The sequence below is a fragment of the Marinococcus sp. LNHM4E3-1 genome, assembly GCF_056034405.1.
The window spans coordinates 98,394-111,701 of sequence record NZ_JBQLID010000004.1 but is presented as its reverse complement, the minus strand read 5'-3'; the positions used below and the strand labels follow the sequence as shown (position 1 = coordinate 111,701).

Below are 13,308 nucleotides of genomic sequence, written 5' to 3'. Positions count from 1 at the left end.
ATATTAATCGCCTGTTTCCCGGTGATAGTCACCGCTTTTGCCCCCGGTTTTTTCAAGCAGGTATGTCGGTCCGATGACCATTCCTTTATCGAGCGCTTTGCACATATCATACACGGTTAAAGCAGCGGCGGATGCTGCGGTCAACGCTTCCATTTCCACACCGGTGCTTCCCTTCGTTTTAACAAAAGCTTCAATAAATAGTTCATACGTTTCTTCTGTTTCCCAGTAAAAGCTGATGTCTACGTTACTTAACGGGAGCGGATGGCACATTGGTATGAGGGTGGATGTCTGTTTGGCGCCGGTGATTCCTGCGATTTGGGCGACGGCGAGCACATCCCCTTTTTTAATATCCCCCTGCGTTATGGCATGGTAGACCTCTTCTGGAACACGGATGCTTGAACCTGCCAGGGCACTTCTGCTCGTCACCGGTTTATCGGATACGTCCACCATTCTGGCCCGGCCCTGTTCGTTAAAATGCGTGAATTCTGACATGGTACATGTCCCTCCTGGATACAGTATTGACCGATTATAGCACGGATACATACATTCAAATATGATAAAGGAGCATCGATATGGTTGAAAAACGTACGCCTGTCCCTGTAAAAGAAGCAATTGAACGAGTAATGGAGAATGTCGAAGAAGGTGGCGTGGAGGAGGTCTCCATCCAGGAATCCTACGGCCGTCGGCTGGCGGAGGCGATCACAGCCGCTCATCCGGTGCCGCCGTTTGACCGTTCTCCCTATGACGGGTTTGCGATCCGTTCGGCGGACTCCCGCGGGGCCTCCCGGGAGCAGCCGGTCACCTTTCAGGTAGTGGAGGAAATCGGCGCTGGTTTTGTGTCACAAAAAGAACTCGGGCCGTTTCAGGCAGTACGCATCATGACCGGGGCAAAAATTCCGGAGCAGTGCGATGCCGTCGTAATGCTCGAGCTTGCCCAGGAGGATCATGATGGAACGTACCCGCTTATGACGATTAAGCGCGAATTTGAAGAGCATCAAAACATCTCCTTTGAAGGGGAAGATACGGAGGCTGGTGCCGAGCTCGTTCCGGCGGGCACATGGATTGATCCCGGCGTCACGGCCCTCCTTGCGACATTTGGCTACGCCACGGTGAAGGTGGCTAAAAAGCCGGTCGTCGGTGTGTTTGCGACAGGGACGGAGCTGCTTGACGTCTCTGATGATCTGGAGCCGGGCAAAATACGAAACAGCAACGCCTATATGATGATTGCCCAGCTGCAGCGTGCCGGGGCGGAGCCTGTATACTACGGCAAGCTGAAGGATGAACTGGATCCCTGCTACGAGGCGGTGCGCCAGGCGGCAGAGGAGACAGACATGGTCATTACGACTGGAGGGGTGTCGGTTGGGGACTACGATCTGCTCCCGGACGTTTACGAACGGCTTGGCGCAGACGTGTTCTTTAACAAAGTAGCGATGCGTCCCGGCAGCGTAACAACCGTCGCCAGCTGGGAAGGCACGCTGCTGTTTGGCCTTTCAGGAAATCCGTCCGCCTGCTATATGGGCTTTGAGCTTTTTGTGCGGCCGGTAATTCAGGCCGTCATGCATTCTGCGCATCCGCACCATACAATGGTGAAGGCAGAGCTCGCGGCGGATTTCTCCAAGCCGAACCCGTTCACCCGTTTTGTCCGTGGCAGCTGCCGTGCAGAAGGCGACCGTTTATTTGCAGAGCCGGGAGGCTTTAATAAGTCGAGTGCGGTCACCTCCCTGGCTGGTGCCAATGCGTGTATCGTTCTGCCCGGGGGAAGCCGCGGATACCAGCAGGGGGACGTGGTCGACGTCATGCTGCTTGAAGATAATGAAGGCCAGAAAGAGCCGCTCTCATGACCACCCCGGTACTGCAGGTAACGGGATTTAAAGAAAGCGGGAAAACGACCCTGCTTAAACGCTGGACGGCGCTTGCCAGGGTAAACGGCTGGAGGGTTGGCATATTAAAGCATCACGGCCACCAGAGCGTGCCGCTTCAGCCGGAGGGGGCCGACAGCCTGGAGCTGAAGGAGGCCGGCGCTGTGGTTTCCGGTGTGGAAGGCGCCGGAGTCTTTCAGTTTCTCGCAGATATGGTGGAGCCGGACCTTTCCACCCTGCTGAATATTTATCAACAGCTCCCGCTTGATGTTATTCTTATAGAAGGATACAAAAAAGCACCGCATCCAAAAGTCCTTCTGCTCCGGAGCACAGAAGATAAAATATCCCTTGAAAGTCTTGAAAATATTCAAACAGCGTTTGGTCCTGGAGAAGAAGTAAATCATTTTCAGGAGACGGAAAAAACAGATGAATGGTTTGAACAATATATGAGGAGTATACTATGAAGAAACGATTTTTTGTTACATCAGAACCGCTGTCTGTGGAAGAGCTTGCTGCTGAAGTGACGCGTCCGGAAGCAGGAGCTGTGGTGCAGTTTATCGGCACGGTCCGGGAATTCACCAAAGGTCGGCGGACAGTCTACCTGGAATATGAAGCGTATCATTCGATGGCGGAAAAACAGCTCGAGGCGATCGGCCGGGAAGTGAAGGAACGCTGGCCGGATGCTGAGGCAGCCGTGGGACACCGCACCGGTGAACTGCAGATCTCGGACGCGGCAGTTGTGATTGCCGTTTCGACGCCTCACCGGAAAGACGCTTACGAAGCGAATGAGTATATTATTGAGCGCATTAAACAAATTGTGCCAATATGGAAAAAAGAACACTGGGAAGACGGCGAACAGTGGGTGGGAGACCAGCTTGAACAAACGCGGTATCCAGACGGAGCCCCGGGAGGTGGAAATGAGTGATTAATGTGTTATGCTTTGCCCACATGAAAGATATTTTTGGCGGCGAGAAGCTCACCATTAACAGTGGCGGTATAGCTACTGTTGAAGATGTACTTGATCATTTAAGAGCAGCGTATGATGCTGATATCAGCGGCATTATGACCGCTGTAAATGAAGAATTTGCCGAAGGAAGCACGCCGGTCGGCCAGGGGGACACGGTAGCCCTGATCCCGCCGGTCAGCGGAGGGTAACACTGTGGCAGATGGAATTATTTTAACCGGAGGCATGTCGGAGCGGTTTGGTTCCCCGAAGGCCTTTGCTGTCTGGAAAGAAAGGTATTTTTATGAACGGGCCGTCGAGGCTCTTCAGACTGAAGTGAAAACCATCTGGCTGATTTCTCATCCGTCGTTTGCCGGAAGAATTAAAGCCGGAGAGCGGGTGAGGGTCAGGGAAGATCTTCCGCCTCATAAAGAGAAGGGACCGCTGGCCGGACTTTTCACCGGCCTTTCCTATACAGAGGAAGATTGGGTATTTATGCTTCCGGTGGACATGCCGCTTATCACTGCGGAAGAGGTGCGTTTTCTGGCCTCTTATATTACGCCGGAAACAGAGGCGGTTATCCCGGAGGTTGGGGGAAGGCTGGCCCCCGCTTGTGGATGGTTCCACGCGGATCTGCTTTCAATAGCAGGAGCCCAGCTCGAAGCCGGGGATTACCGGATGAAAAATGTATTCAGCGGCAGGGAAAGAGTCGTAGACGTCAATCAGACGTACTGGCGCCCTGAGGCATTTGAAAATATTAATACTGTCCGGCAGCTTGAAGAGTTAAACAGAAAGGTAAAATAGAGAGAGGGGGAATACGATGACCAATGTAACTGACCAGTTAAACCGTCCCCTTCGTGACCTGCGTATTTCCGTGATCGACCAATGCAACTTCCGGTGCACCTACTGCATGCCGGCAGAAATTTTCGGCCCGGATTTTGAATTTATGGGTCAGGATGAACGGCTTTCCTTCGATGAAATCGTCCGGGTGTCGCGCCTGTTTGCGGGTCTTGGTGTCGAGAAGCTCCGTTTAACCGGAGGAGAGCCGCTGCTTCGTAAAAACATGCCCGAACTGATCCGCCGTTTGACGGAAATCGAAGGCATTAAAGATATCGCTTTAACTACAAACGGTGTAATGCTGCCCGCCCAGGCTGAAAAATTGAAGGCCGCCGGGCTGCAGCGGGTGAACATCAGTCTCGATGCCCTCGATGATGAAGTGTTTGCGAGTATTAACGGCAGAAAAACCGGCTCGAAGCCTGTGTTGAAAGGCATTGAAGCAGCGAAAAAAGCAGGCCTTACTGTAAAGGTGAATACTGTAGTCAAAAAAGGGATGAATGAAGAACAGATTCTTCCAATGGCTATGTATTTTAAACAGCGCGGCGTCAACCTGCGCTTTATCGAGTTTATGGATGTGGGCAGCACCAATGGCTGGAACTTTGGGTCGGTGGTGACGAAAAAAGATATTATCGACACGATTCACCAGACGTTTCCGATTGAACCCGTGGATCCGGGGTATTACGGTGAAGTGGCTGACCGTTACCGTTATAAGGATGGCAGCGGTGAAGTCGGCGTTATTTCGTCTGTTACGGAATCGTTCTGCTCTACGTGCACAAGGGCGCGGATTTCGGCAGACGGAAAGCTGTTTACGTGTCTGTTTGCCACCGAAGGGTACGATTTACGGAATCAGCTTCGTTCTGAGGATTCAGATGATACGATCTTTAATAATATTGCCGGCATATGGGGCAGACGGACCGACCGTTACTCGGAAGAGCGGACCGAAGAAACGGCACGCAACCGTAAGCGGATTGAAATGTCCTATATTGGGGGATAATAGGAAGAAAAGAGGAAGCCTGAAAAAGGCTTCTTTTTTTAAGAAAAAAATAAAGGAGGGGACTTCTATGGCAACAGAAGAACATAAAGAGCAGGCAGAGAAAAAGATTCAATGCGCTGTTATTACCGTAAGTGATACGCGGACTGAAGAAACGGATAAAAGCGGCAGACGTATTCATGAGCTGCTCGAATCCCACGGCCACGAGGTTTGTTTTTATTCAATAGTGACAGACGAACAGGCATCCATCACCAATTGTTTGAACGAAGCGCTTGTCCACCCGGAGGCGGAAGCGGTGCTGATTAACGGCGGGACCGGGATTGCGGACCGGGATATTACCATCGAAACGGTAGAGCCCAGATTTGATAAAGCAATTGTTGGGTTTGGGGAGCTGTTCCGCTACCTGAGTTACGTGGAAGACATCGGGTCTTCGGCGATTTTATCGAGAGCTGCCGCCGGCATTATCGATCACAAGCCGGTATTTACGATGCCCGGGTCTTCCGGTGCTGTAAAGCTTGCGATGGAAAAACTGATTATTCCTGAACTGCCTCACGTGGTTTGGGAGGCTGTAAAACAGCGCGATTTGTAAAAAAATAGAAAAACAAGAGAGGTGCTTGTGTGAAAGAACCAAGTTTAGAGGAAATCAGGGCATCGGAAAAAGAATATCACCGTCAGTACTACAAGCAGCATGACTTATTTGAAGAAGGCACCTGGATGAAAAAACCAGCTTCCCGTATTATTAACGCCCTGGGCCGAATTCGAAAAGGAAAAGACGTCCGGCTGCTCGACCTCGGGTGCGGCATTGGCCGTAACAGCATACCGGCCGCGAGACAGTTTCAGGAGCAGGGGTGTGAGGTTACGTGCGTGGACTTTTTAGACGAAGCCATCACCCAGCTAACGGAGTACGCCAAAGAATACGGCGTCGAACAGGAAGTTAAACCGGTGAAGCAGGAAATAGAAGAATATGCTCCAGAAGAGGCGTATTTTGACGGCATTATAGCAGTTTCAAGCATCGAACACGTACCTGATGAAAAAACCTTCTGGAATTTAATCGATAAACTTCAGAAGGGCACAGCTGAGGGCGGAGTGCATGCATTTTTAATGAACACCGGGATTCATGAAACAGACGCGGAGACGAACGAGGAGCTTCCGGCAAAAATGGAAGTGAATTTCGATACCGAAGATATTATTCAAAAGCTTTCTGATCGGTACGAAGGCTGGACGGTGTATAAGCTTGAGAGCCAAGCGCAGTCGTTTTCGACGTACCGGGAAGAACGGAAAGTGCTTATTAATTCAAATATGCTGCTGCTTGAAGCGGTAAAGGAACGGGCCTGATGGCTCGTTCTTTCTAATATACAGAAAAGGCACCCGGTGCCCAGGCTTATATGGAATAAAAATAAGGTGTAAACGTATGCGCAGGCAGGCGGTAATTTTGTCCTAAAACCGCCTTTCGCAGGTTGAAAATTGGCAGTCGTTAGGATACGATGATAAAGGTTCTAAGCAACAGGCGCATAGAAGTGAACGTTTTATGACATATTTGTGTTTAAAAATCGTCAATTTTGAAATTTTGCCGGAGAAAAAATGACGAGAGGCATAAAAATTTGCTACGATAATGGTGCGCTCTGCATATGAACGGAATGAACCGTGGCTGATGGAGAGAGGGGTTATTCATCACAGAAGTCGGTAATAAAAAGGAAGGAGCGTGAAGCGCTTGAAAAACTTAGTTTCCTGGTTTAAACGACTGTTTATGGTACCAGGGTTGTTTGCTTTGCTGCTCGTCGCCAGCGGCTGCAGCGGTATTACAGTTTTGGATCCTAAAGGTCCGGTGGCCAGAACCCAGCAGGAACTCATCATTTTTTCTATTACACTGATGTCCGTCATTGTCATTGTTGTTTTTGTGCTATTTTTCTACATGATTATCCGGTTTAGGGAACGCCCGAACTGGACAGACAAGGACTATGACCCTCACCAGCACGGAAACACCACGCTCGAGATTGTCTGGACGGTTATTCCATTTATTATTGTAGCAGCTCTTTCGGTACCTACAGTGACCTCATTGTATGCTCTGGAAGAACCTCCTGAAGAAAGCAATGACCAGGAACCGTTGGTAATACATGCCGATACATCAAACTGGAAATGGTATTTCAGTTATCCTGAGCAGGACATTGAGACGGTTAACTACTTACACATACCGGAAAATCGTCCAATCGAATTTAAACTGTCCGGTGCTGACTCTATGACAGCACTCTGGATACCTGCGCTTGGCGGTCAGAAATACAACATGGCCGGCATGCAGAATACGCTGTATCTGCAGGCAGATGAACAAGGCGAATTTGCAGGCCGTAATGCAAACTACAACGGATCCGGCTTTGCAGAGCATACGTTTACCGTTACTTCTGAAAGCGAAGAAGAGTTCGATCAGTGGGTGAGTGATATTCAAGATAACGCTCCTGAACTAACGGAGGAACGGTTTAACGAATATTTACAGCCGGGTCTTGCAGATGAGGCTGAATACTCGAGCACGCACCTGGAGTACGTTGACTTTGGCCAAAACGACGGCAGAAGTTATATTACGGATCTCTACAGCGGAGACCTTGGTGAAGACGTATCCCTTTACGGCGGTGAAGACGGCCCGTGGGAAGAAGAATAAAATAAGCTTAGTATGATAAATATAGAAAGCAGGTGACATCCTTTGTGGGATTTTATATGGAATGATTTTCTTGTCACCGGAGAGCCGTTAATTTACGGGGCGATGGCCTCCATTGTCCTCGTTACGGTGGGTATTGTGTTTGTTCTGACGTATTTCAAGCTATGGAAATGGCTGTGGGACGAATACTTAACGACGGTGGACCATAAGAAAATCGGTATTATGTATATCATTGCTGCGTTGGCCATGCTGTTCCGCGGCGGTGTCGATGCCTTAATGATGAGGACGCAGCTCGCGCTCCCGGGAATGAACTTTTTAAATTCTGTGCACTATAATGAAATCTTTACAACGCACGGAACAGTTATGATTCTTTTTATGGCGATGCCGTTTATTATCGGTTTGATGAACGTTGCGGTTCCCCTCCAAATAGGGGCCCGGGACGTAGCCTTTCCATTTTTAAACGCATTCAGCTTTTGGACCTTTTTCTTCGGCGCCATGCTGTTTAACGTATCTTTCGTTATCGGCGGTTCTCCAAGCGCCGGGTGGACCAGCTATGTTCCGATGGCAGGGCCGGAGCTTAGTCCGGAAATTAACCAAAACTACTATTTATTAGCACTGCAGCTGTCCGGTATCGGTACGCTTGCCACGGGGATTAACTTCCTTGTCACGATCCTGCGGATGCGTGCGCCGGGCATGACGCTGATGAAAATGCCTATCTTCACGTGGTCGGCACTTATTACATCCATTATCATTATTTTCGCCTTTCCAATTTTAACAATTGCGCTGGCTCTGATGACGATGGACCGCATTTTTGGCACCCACTTCTTTACCTTAGCCGGTGAAGGTATGCCGATGATGTGGGCGAACCTTTTCTGGCTCTGGGGACACCCGGAAGTATATATCGTTATTCTTCCTGCATTCGGTGTTTTCTCTGAAGTTATTTCAACGTTTGCCAGAAAGCAGCTGTTTGGTTACAAAGCGATGGTCTACGCCATGGTTGTTATTGCCGGATTGAGTTTCGTCGTTTGGGTCCACCACTTCTTTACGATGGGGGCCGGAGCAGGAGTTAACTCACTATTCTCCATTACGACCATGCTGATTGCCGTTCCTACCGGGATTAAGATATTCAACTGGCTTGGGACAATGTATAAAGGACGGATCAGGTTTAATGTTCCGATGCTGTGGGCGCTTGCCTTTATACCGAACTTTACCATCGGCGGGGTTACCGGGGTTATGCTCGGTATGGCTTCCGCTGACTACCAGTACCACAATACGTACTTCCTGATTGCCCACTTCCACTATGTGCTGATCGCCGGTACATTGTTTGGAATGTTCGCCGGTCTTACGTACTGGTACCCGAAAATGTTTGGTCATAAGATGAACGAAAAGATCGGGAAAGTCAGCTTCTGGCTGACCGTCATCGGCTTTAATATTACGTTTTTGCCGCAGTTTTTCCTCGGTCTTATGGGAATGCCGCGCCGGACGTATACGATTGAACCGGAATGGATGCCGCTTAACCTGCTGTCTACTACCGGTGCCTTCATTCTCGCAGCAGGGTTTGTTATCTTTACGTTCAACATTTATTACAGCTTTCGTTACGAACCACGGGAAAAAACAGGGGACGCCTGGGACGGGCGTTCGCTCGAATGGGCCACAACAACGCCTGTACCGCACTACAACTTTGCAACAGTTCCATACGTGAACAGCCACGAAGCGTACTGGGATATGAAAGAAACAGGTGCTACAACGTACGATGAATCCAAGCTCGAGCCGATTCACATGCCGAGCTACAAGGGAATGCCAATCATCATGTCAGCTATTATGTTTGTAGCAAGCTTCGGTCTTGTCTGGCACTGGTTCTGGCTTGCAATTCCGGGACTCATCGGAATTATTATCTGCATGGTTATTCGCTCCTTCGACTATGATGAAGGGTATCACGTCCCTATTGATGAAATTAAACGTACTGAGGAGCAGGCAAGGGGGCGTAAAGAATGAGTGAACACGCGGAATTAAAAACCGGGCCTCTTGAGTACCGAAAAGAAGAAGGAACGCTTACCATTCTTGGCTTCTGGATCTTTCTTGCAGCCGAGGTGGTACTCTTCTCCACGCTCTTCGCCACCTACGCCGTTTTGTTCGGCCGCTATGGCGACGCTACTCCGGCACCGGAATTGTTTGAAATGCCAATGGCTCTTGCCATGACGTTTCTGCTTTTAACAAGTAGTTTTACGTGTGGGATAGCGATTCATATGATGAGAAAAGAATCCTTAAAGGGTCTTCTTATATGGCTTAGCATCACGCTGGCTTTAGGTCTTGGCTTCCTTGGCTTTGAAATTTATGAGTTCGTACACTACGTTCACGAAGGTGCAACGATTCAATCAAGTGCATTCTGGTCAGCGTTCTTTACGCTCACCGGTACGCACGGACTTCACGTAACGCTTGGTGTCTTTTGGTGTACAGCGATTATTATTCAGCTGGTTCGTATTGGCTTAACGCCGACGACGGCAAGAAAAACATTTGTCATCGGCCTGTACTGGCACTTTTTGGACGTTGTATGGATTTTCATCTTTACAGCCGTCTACCTGATAGGGATGGTGGTTTAAATGAGTGAACACACAGAACACAGTGAGTCAGGCATCCCCGTCAAACACATTATTGGCTTTATCGCCTCTATTGTTTTGACGCTCGTTGCTGCTTACACAACTGTGATGTCCGGACTTCCAGTGCCATGGATTATTGCAATCATTATGATACTCGCAGTTATCCAGGCCGTGCTTCAGCTTGTCATGTTCATGCACATTGCGGAGAAAAACCCAGTACCGCAGTATGGAAACATCCTATTTGGGTTTTTCATCGCAGCGGTAGTTATCGCAGGCTCCATCTGGGTAATGTCCTTTGGCATGCACGATATGGATATGAACGGCGGCTCCGGCGGCGGTTCTGGAGGAGAAGAACATTCAGAGCATTAAATAGAAAAAGCCTGTCCCGAAAGTGTGGGACAGGCTTTTTTGTGTTTGAAGAATGATACGAAAAGATTTAGTGTACGACGCTTCCGCCGGAAATTTTTACGGCTTCTCCAACAATGTTGGAGGCAGCGTCTGTTAACAGGTAGGCGATAGTATTGGCGACCTCATCCGGCTGGGTCATCCGCCCGGACGGAAGACTGTCAGCGGACGCCTGCATTTGTTCTTCGAGGCTTTTGCCGGTTTCTTCAGCCTTTGTCTGCATGAGCTGCTCCACCATTTCTGTCTGCACATAGCCAGGGCAAACCGCGTTAACCCGGATACCATGTTCAATAGCTTCAAGCGCAAGGGACTGGGTGAAGCCGGTGATCGCAAACTTTGAAGCAGAATACGCGCTGTTACCCGGAGTCCCGCGTAAACCGGAAAGAGAAGAAACGTTCACAATCGCACCCTTCTTCTGCTCCTGCATGCGTTTGTACACAAGCTGGGTTAAAAGAACGGTGGAGGTATAGTTTACGTCCATCATTTCTTGCAGATCCGATTCCTCGAGCTCATCAACAAATTTACGTTTTAGTACGCCTGCTGAATTTACCAGGAGGCTCAACGACCCATGTGCACCTTCAGCTGCTTTTACCAGATCACTGCGAGCCGAAGCATCAGTGATATCTGCAGGATAGACAAATACACGGGCCTGCGGCTGTGCATCGAGGATCAGCTGTTTGGTCTCTTCCAGTTTTTCTTTGTTTCGGCCGGTAACTGTAACATCAGCTCCCATGCGGGCAAGCGTAATGGCTGTTTCTCTTCCAATGCCCCGTGTACTTCCGGTCACAAGGGCGTGTTCATTTTGCAGTGCGTTTTCGGCAAATGGCATCATTATGTATTCCTCCATGTATAAAGTATTCTGCCTGTATTTACCCGCAGGGGGGAGGAAGCAAACGAAAGCCGGGGTAATGGAAGATTATATAAGGAAACTTCGGGGTACATAAGGAAGCATCAACTATAAAAAGAGGTGAAACGATGAAAGCAGTGTTTTTAAACGGATCGTTAAAGGATTCTTCTCATACGTCGAACACAGACGCACTGGCAGATGAAGTCATGCAGATTTGGGAAGAGGAAGGGGTGCAGGTGGAGAAAATCCGTCTGGCGGACTACAATATCCCTTACGGAGTCGCAGATGATCTAGGAGAAGGAGACGACTGGCCGTCTATTCAGGCGAAGATTGAGGAAGCGGAACTGGTGCTGCTTGGGACACCGGTATGGCTCGGGGAAAAAAGCAGTATGATTACAAAAGCGATAGAACGGCTGAATGGATCAGCCAGCCATACAAACGAAAAAGGGCAGGGAATCTATTACGACAAGGTTGCCGGAGTAGTAGCCACAGGGAACGAAGACGGTGCCAAACACGCCATTCAGTCTATTGTCTTCGGCTTGTCCCATTTAGGCTTTACGCTTCCGCCGCGTCCAAACTGCTACTGGGTCGGTGAAGCCGGACCGGGGCCTTCGTTTATTGAAGCAGAGGGCATTAAAAGCGAATTCGTTCAAAAGCACATTCCTAAACTGGCGTACAATATGCTGCATGTGGGCACAATTTTAAAAGAAAATCCTATTCCAACCAAAGGCAACACGTAACGAATAAAAAGACACAAAAAAAGCAGCCAATCGGCTGCTTTTTTTAGTAAGAACGGCTTACCAGCTTGCTTTTTTAACGCCTGGTACCTGACCTTTGTGGGCCAGATCGCGGAAAGCGATACGGGACATGCCGAATTTACGCATATAGCCGTGTGGACGACCGGAAATCGAACATCTATTGTGAAGGCGTGTTGGAGAAGCGTCACGAGGAAGCTTCTGCAGTGCCTCATAATCGCCTTTTTCTTTTAACTCACGGCGGAGTTCAGCGTATTTCGCTACCGTTTCTTCGCGCTTACGCTCTTTTGCGAGTTTAGATTGTTTAGCCAAGGTTCTCACTCCTTTTCATAATATTCGTGGCATTCATATTTTTAAGCACATACTTCATCATAACAGCTGCCTCGATATGTGTAAAGGCTTCTTGTTATTGTTTCCGATGTTTATGATCCGCCGGAAACGGTAATGAATTATTTAGTAACAACGTTTAAACGAAGGGAGTTTCTTTTCATGGAAATAAAACATTATGATAACAGATTTACTGCCGAGCAGGATGGCAAGGTTATTGGTGACATTTCATTTTTTGAAGAAGGTGAACAAAGCATTGTCATCGATAGTACCAAAGTAATCGATGAAGAGCAAGGAAAAGGCGTAGGAAAAGAATTGGTCCGCAATGTGGTGGAAAAAGCAAAAGCGGAAAACAAAACGATCGTTCCCCGCTGCCCTTATGCGGAAGAAAAAATCAAAGAAAACGACGATTTCAAGCAGGTGCTTGAAACGCAGTAACAGCAGCACTGCTTCCCTGAACGGGAGGCAGTTTTTTTATGCTGCCTTGTTTATTCCTGTATGACGCGTTGATACCACGTGGCACCGGCCTCTATTTCTTCTGTGGTAATCTGGTGGCCTTCATGCCCCCAGTAGAGTTCTACTGAAGCCCCTGCTTCTTCAAATAGGTGATAAAGGGTTTCAGCCTCCTCCGGGAGACAGATGGGATCATTTGTAGCGGCGCCGATAAAAATGCTGCTGCCGGAAAGGGAGGGAAGAGGCACATCCCGTCGTGGCACCATCGGGTGGTGGAGAAAAGCCCGGGTGACTGAGCGCGCATAATGAAAAAGCAGGCTCGCTCCCATGGTAGCTCCGTTGGAATAACCGAACACGATAATTGTATGAAGATTAAAATGATAGCGGCCGGCGCTTTCCTCGAGGAATTGATGAAGCTGCTGGGTACGGAAAATCAGGTCTTTTTCGTCAATCGAGCCGTCGGCAAGCCTGGCGAAATAGCGGTGTATGCCGTCTTCGACCACGTTGCCGCGGACACTTAAGATGTTGGCTTCCGGATCAATCAGCCGCCCTGCTTCGAGGAAATCCTTTTCGGTGCCCCCGGTGCCGTGCAGGATTAAAATAGTCGGGGCAGTGCTGCTGCCTGGTTGAAATATGTGCTTCATCAA

The 13,308-nt window shown here is 49.1% G+C and carries 18 protein-coding genes; 14 read left to right on the top strand and 4 right to left on the bottom strand.

Annotated features, from left to right (window positions below; all coding sequences use genetic code 11):
• Positions 1-3: 3 nt before the first annotated feature.
• Positions 4-492: a cyclic pyranopterin monophosphate synthase MoaC gene (moaC, locus tag ACTRXI_RS05750; RefSeq protein WP_474261501.1), complete on the bottom strand. Its 489-nt coding sequence runs from the start codon at positions 490-492 to the stop codon at positions 4-6.
• 80 nt (positions 493-572) lie between these two features.
• Here moaC and ACTRXI_RS05745 point away from each other — a divergent pair, with 80 nt between their 5' ends.
• The 12 genes from ACTRXI_RS05745 (at position 573) to qoxD (ending at position 10,243) form a co-directional block, all read left to right on the top strand.
• Positions 573-1,841 (top strand): molybdopterin molybdotransferase MoeA, encoded by a 1,269-nt coding sequence (locus ACTRXI_RS05745; protein WP_474261500.1) that lies wholly within the window; start codon positions 573-575, stop codon positions 1,839-1,841.
• On the top strand, positions 1,838-2,323 hold the full coding sequence (gene mobB, locus ACTRXI_RS05740; RefSeq protein WP_474261499.1) for a molybdopterin-guanine dinucleotide biosynthesis protein B: 486 nt from the start codon (positions 1,838-1,840) through the stop codon (positions 2,321-2,323). The genes ACTRXI_RS05745 and mobB overlap by 4 nt, the downstream gene beginning before the upstream one ends.
• The gene (locus tag ACTRXI_RS05735) at positions 2,320-2,784 is read left to right on the top strand and encodes a molybdenum cofactor biosynthesis protein MoaE (RefSeq protein WP_474261498.1); all 465 of its coding nucleotides are present in this window, start codon (positions 2,320-2,322) and stop codon (positions 2,782-2,784) included. Before mobB ends, ACTRXI_RS05735 begins: the two co-directional genes overlap by 4 nt.
• Complete coding sequence (locus tag ACTRXI_RS05730; protein ID WP_474261497.1) at positions 2,781-3,014, top strand: MoaD/ThiS family protein; 234 nt, start codon at positions 2,781-2,783, stop codon at positions 3,012-3,014. The genes ACTRXI_RS05735 and ACTRXI_RS05730 overlap by 4 nt, the downstream gene beginning before the upstream one ends.
• A gap of 4 nt (positions 3,015-3,018) precedes the next feature.
• Positions 3,019-3,606, top strand: coding sequence for a molybdenum cofactor guanylyltransferase (locus ACTRXI_RS05725; protein WP_474261496.1), 588 nt, complete (start codon positions 3,019-3,021; stop codon positions 3,604-3,606).
• Between the two features lie 16 nt (positions 3,607-3,622).
• On the top strand, positions 3,623-4,633 hold the full coding sequence (gene moaA, locus ACTRXI_RS05720) for a GTP 3',8-cyclase MoaA (RefSeq protein WP_474261495.1): 1,011 nt from the start codon (positions 3,623-3,625) through the stop codon (positions 4,631-4,633).
• Between the two features lie 67 nt (positions 4,634-4,700).
• On the top strand, positions 4,701-5,219 hold the full coding sequence (locus ACTRXI_RS05715; protein WP_474261494.1) for a MogA/MoaB family molybdenum cofactor biosynthesis protein: 519 nt from the start codon (positions 4,701-4,703) through the stop codon (positions 5,217-5,219).
• 29 nt (positions 5,220-5,248) lie between these two features.
• The gene (locus tag ACTRXI_RS05710) at positions 5,249-5,965 is read left to right on the top strand and encodes an SAM-dependent methyltransferase (protein ID WP_474261493.1); all 717 of its coding nucleotides are present in this window, start codon (positions 5,249-5,251) and stop codon (positions 5,963-5,965) included.
• A 376-nt stretch (positions 5,966-6,341) separates the two neighbouring features.
• A complete protein-coding gene (gene qoxA, locus ACTRXI_RS05705) occupies positions 6,342-7,280 on the top strand; it encodes a cytochrome aa3 quinol oxidase subunit II (protein WP_474261492.1) in 939 nt (312 codons plus the stop codon).
• Between the two features lie 42 nt (positions 7,281-7,322).
• On the top strand, positions 7,323-9,272 hold the full coding sequence (gene qoxB / locus ACTRXI_RS05700; RefSeq protein WP_474261491.1) for a cytochrome aa3 quinol oxidase subunit I: 1,950 nt from the start codon (positions 7,323-7,325) through the stop codon (positions 9,270-9,272).
• A complete protein-coding gene (qoxC, locus tag ACTRXI_RS05695) occupies positions 9,269-9,877 on the top strand; it encodes a cytochrome aa3 quinol oxidase subunit III (RefSeq protein WP_474261490.1) in 609 nt (202 codons plus the stop codon). Before qoxB ends, qoxC begins: the two co-directional genes overlap by 4 nt.
• Complete coding sequence (gene qoxD, locus ACTRXI_RS05690) at positions 9,878-10,243, top strand: cytochrome aa3 quinol oxidase subunit IV (protein WP_474261489.1); 366 nt, start codon at positions 9,878-9,880, stop codon at positions 10,241-10,243.
• A gap of 67 nt (positions 10,244-10,310) precedes the next feature.
• On the opposite strand, the gene ACTRXI_RS05685 is transcribed toward qoxD, so the two are convergent.
• Positions 10,311-11,111: an SDR family NAD(P)-dependent oxidoreductase gene (locus tag ACTRXI_RS05685; protein ID WP_474261488.1), complete on the bottom strand. Its 801-nt coding sequence runs from the start codon at positions 11,109-11,111 to the stop codon at positions 10,311-10,313.
• Between the two features lie 143 nt (positions 11,112-11,254).
• Here ACTRXI_RS05685 and ACTRXI_RS05680 point away from each other — a divergent pair, with 143 nt between their 5' ends.
• A complete protein-coding gene (locus tag ACTRXI_RS05680; protein WP_474261487.1) occupies positions 11,255-11,866 on the top strand; it encodes a flavodoxin family protein in 612 nt (203 codons plus the stop codon).
• 57 nt (positions 11,867-11,923) lie between these two features.
• Here the strand turns inward: ACTRXI_RS05680 and rpsN are convergent, their stop codons facing one another.
• The gene (rpsN, locus tag ACTRXI_RS05675) at positions 11,924-12,193 is read right to left on the bottom strand and encodes a 30S ribosomal protein S14 (protein ID WP_022792513.1); all 270 of its coding nucleotides are present in this window, start codon (positions 12,191-12,193) and stop codon (positions 11,924-11,926) included.
• A gap of 177 nt (positions 12,194-12,370) precedes the next feature.
• On the opposite strand from rpsN, the gene ACTRXI_RS05670 reads away from it, so the two are divergent.
• Entirely contained in the window at positions 12,371-12,646 is a 276-nt protein-coding gene (locus ACTRXI_RS05670; RefSeq protein WP_022792514.1) for a GNAT family N-acetyltransferase, read from the top strand.
• A 50-nt stretch (positions 12,647-12,696) separates the two neighbouring features.
• Here ACTRXI_RS05670 and ACTRXI_RS05665 read toward each other — a convergent pair whose 3' ends face one another.
• Positions 12,697-13,305 carry an alpha/beta hydrolase gene (locus ACTRXI_RS05665; protein ID WP_474261486.1) on the bottom strand — a complete coding sequence of 203 codons (609 nt, stop codon included), beginning with the start codon at positions 13,303-13,305 and terminating at the stop codon, positions 12,697-12,699.
• Between the last annotated feature and the right edge of the window lie 3 nt (positions 13,306-13,308).

What these genes read in the sequence shown, in the direction of transcription:
- qoxC (WP_474261490.1), top strand. Translation starts at nt 9,269, where the DNA reads ATGAGTGAACACGCGGAATTAAAAACCGGGCCTCTTGAGTACCGAAAA.
- ACTRXI_RS05745 (WP_474261500.1), top strand. Translation starts at nt 573, where the DNA reads ATGGTTGAAAAACGTACGCCTGTCCCTGTAAAAGAAGCAATTGAACGA.
- ACTRXI_RS05735 (WP_474261498.1), top strand. Translation starts at nt 2,320, where the DNA reads ATGAAGAAACGATTTTTTGTTACATCAGAACCGCTGTCTGTGGAAGAG.
- mobB (WP_474261499.1), top strand. Translation starts at nt 1,838, where the DNA reads ATGACCACCCCGGTACTGCAGGTAACGGGATTTAAAGAAAGCGGGAAA.
- ACTRXI_RS05665 (WP_474261486.1), bottom strand. Translation starts at nt 13,305, where the DNA reads ATGAAGCACATATTTCAACCAGGCAGCAGCACTGCCCCGACTATTTTA.
- moaA (WP_474261495.1), top strand. Translation starts at nt 3,623, where the DNA reads ATGACCAATGTAACTGACCAGTTAAACCGTCCCCTTCGTGACCTGCGT.
- qoxD (WP_474261489.1), top strand. Translation starts at nt 9,878, where the DNA reads ATGAGTGAACACACAGAACACAGTGAGTCAGGCATCCCCGTCAAACAC.
- moaC (WP_474261501.1), bottom strand. Translation starts at nt 492, where the DNA reads ATGTCAGAATTCACGCATTTTAACGAACAGGGCCGGGCCAGAATGGTG.
- ACTRXI_RS05680 (WP_474261487.1), top strand. Translation starts at nt 11,255, where the DNA reads ATGAAAGCAGTGTTTTTAAACGGATCGTTAAAGGATTCTTCTCATACG.
- ACTRXI_RS05715 (WP_474261494.1), top strand. Translation starts at nt 4,701, where the DNA reads ATGGCAACAGAAGAACATAAAGAGCAGGCAGAGAAAAAGATTCAATGC.
- ACTRXI_RS05670 (WP_022792514.1), top strand. Translation starts at nt 12,371, where the DNA reads ATGGAAATAAAACATTATGATAACAGATTTACTGCCGAGCAGGATGGC.
- ACTRXI_RS05685 (WP_474261488.1), bottom strand. Translation starts at nt 11,111, where the DNA reads ATGATGCCATTTGCCGAAAACGCACTGCAAAATGAACACGCCCTTGTG.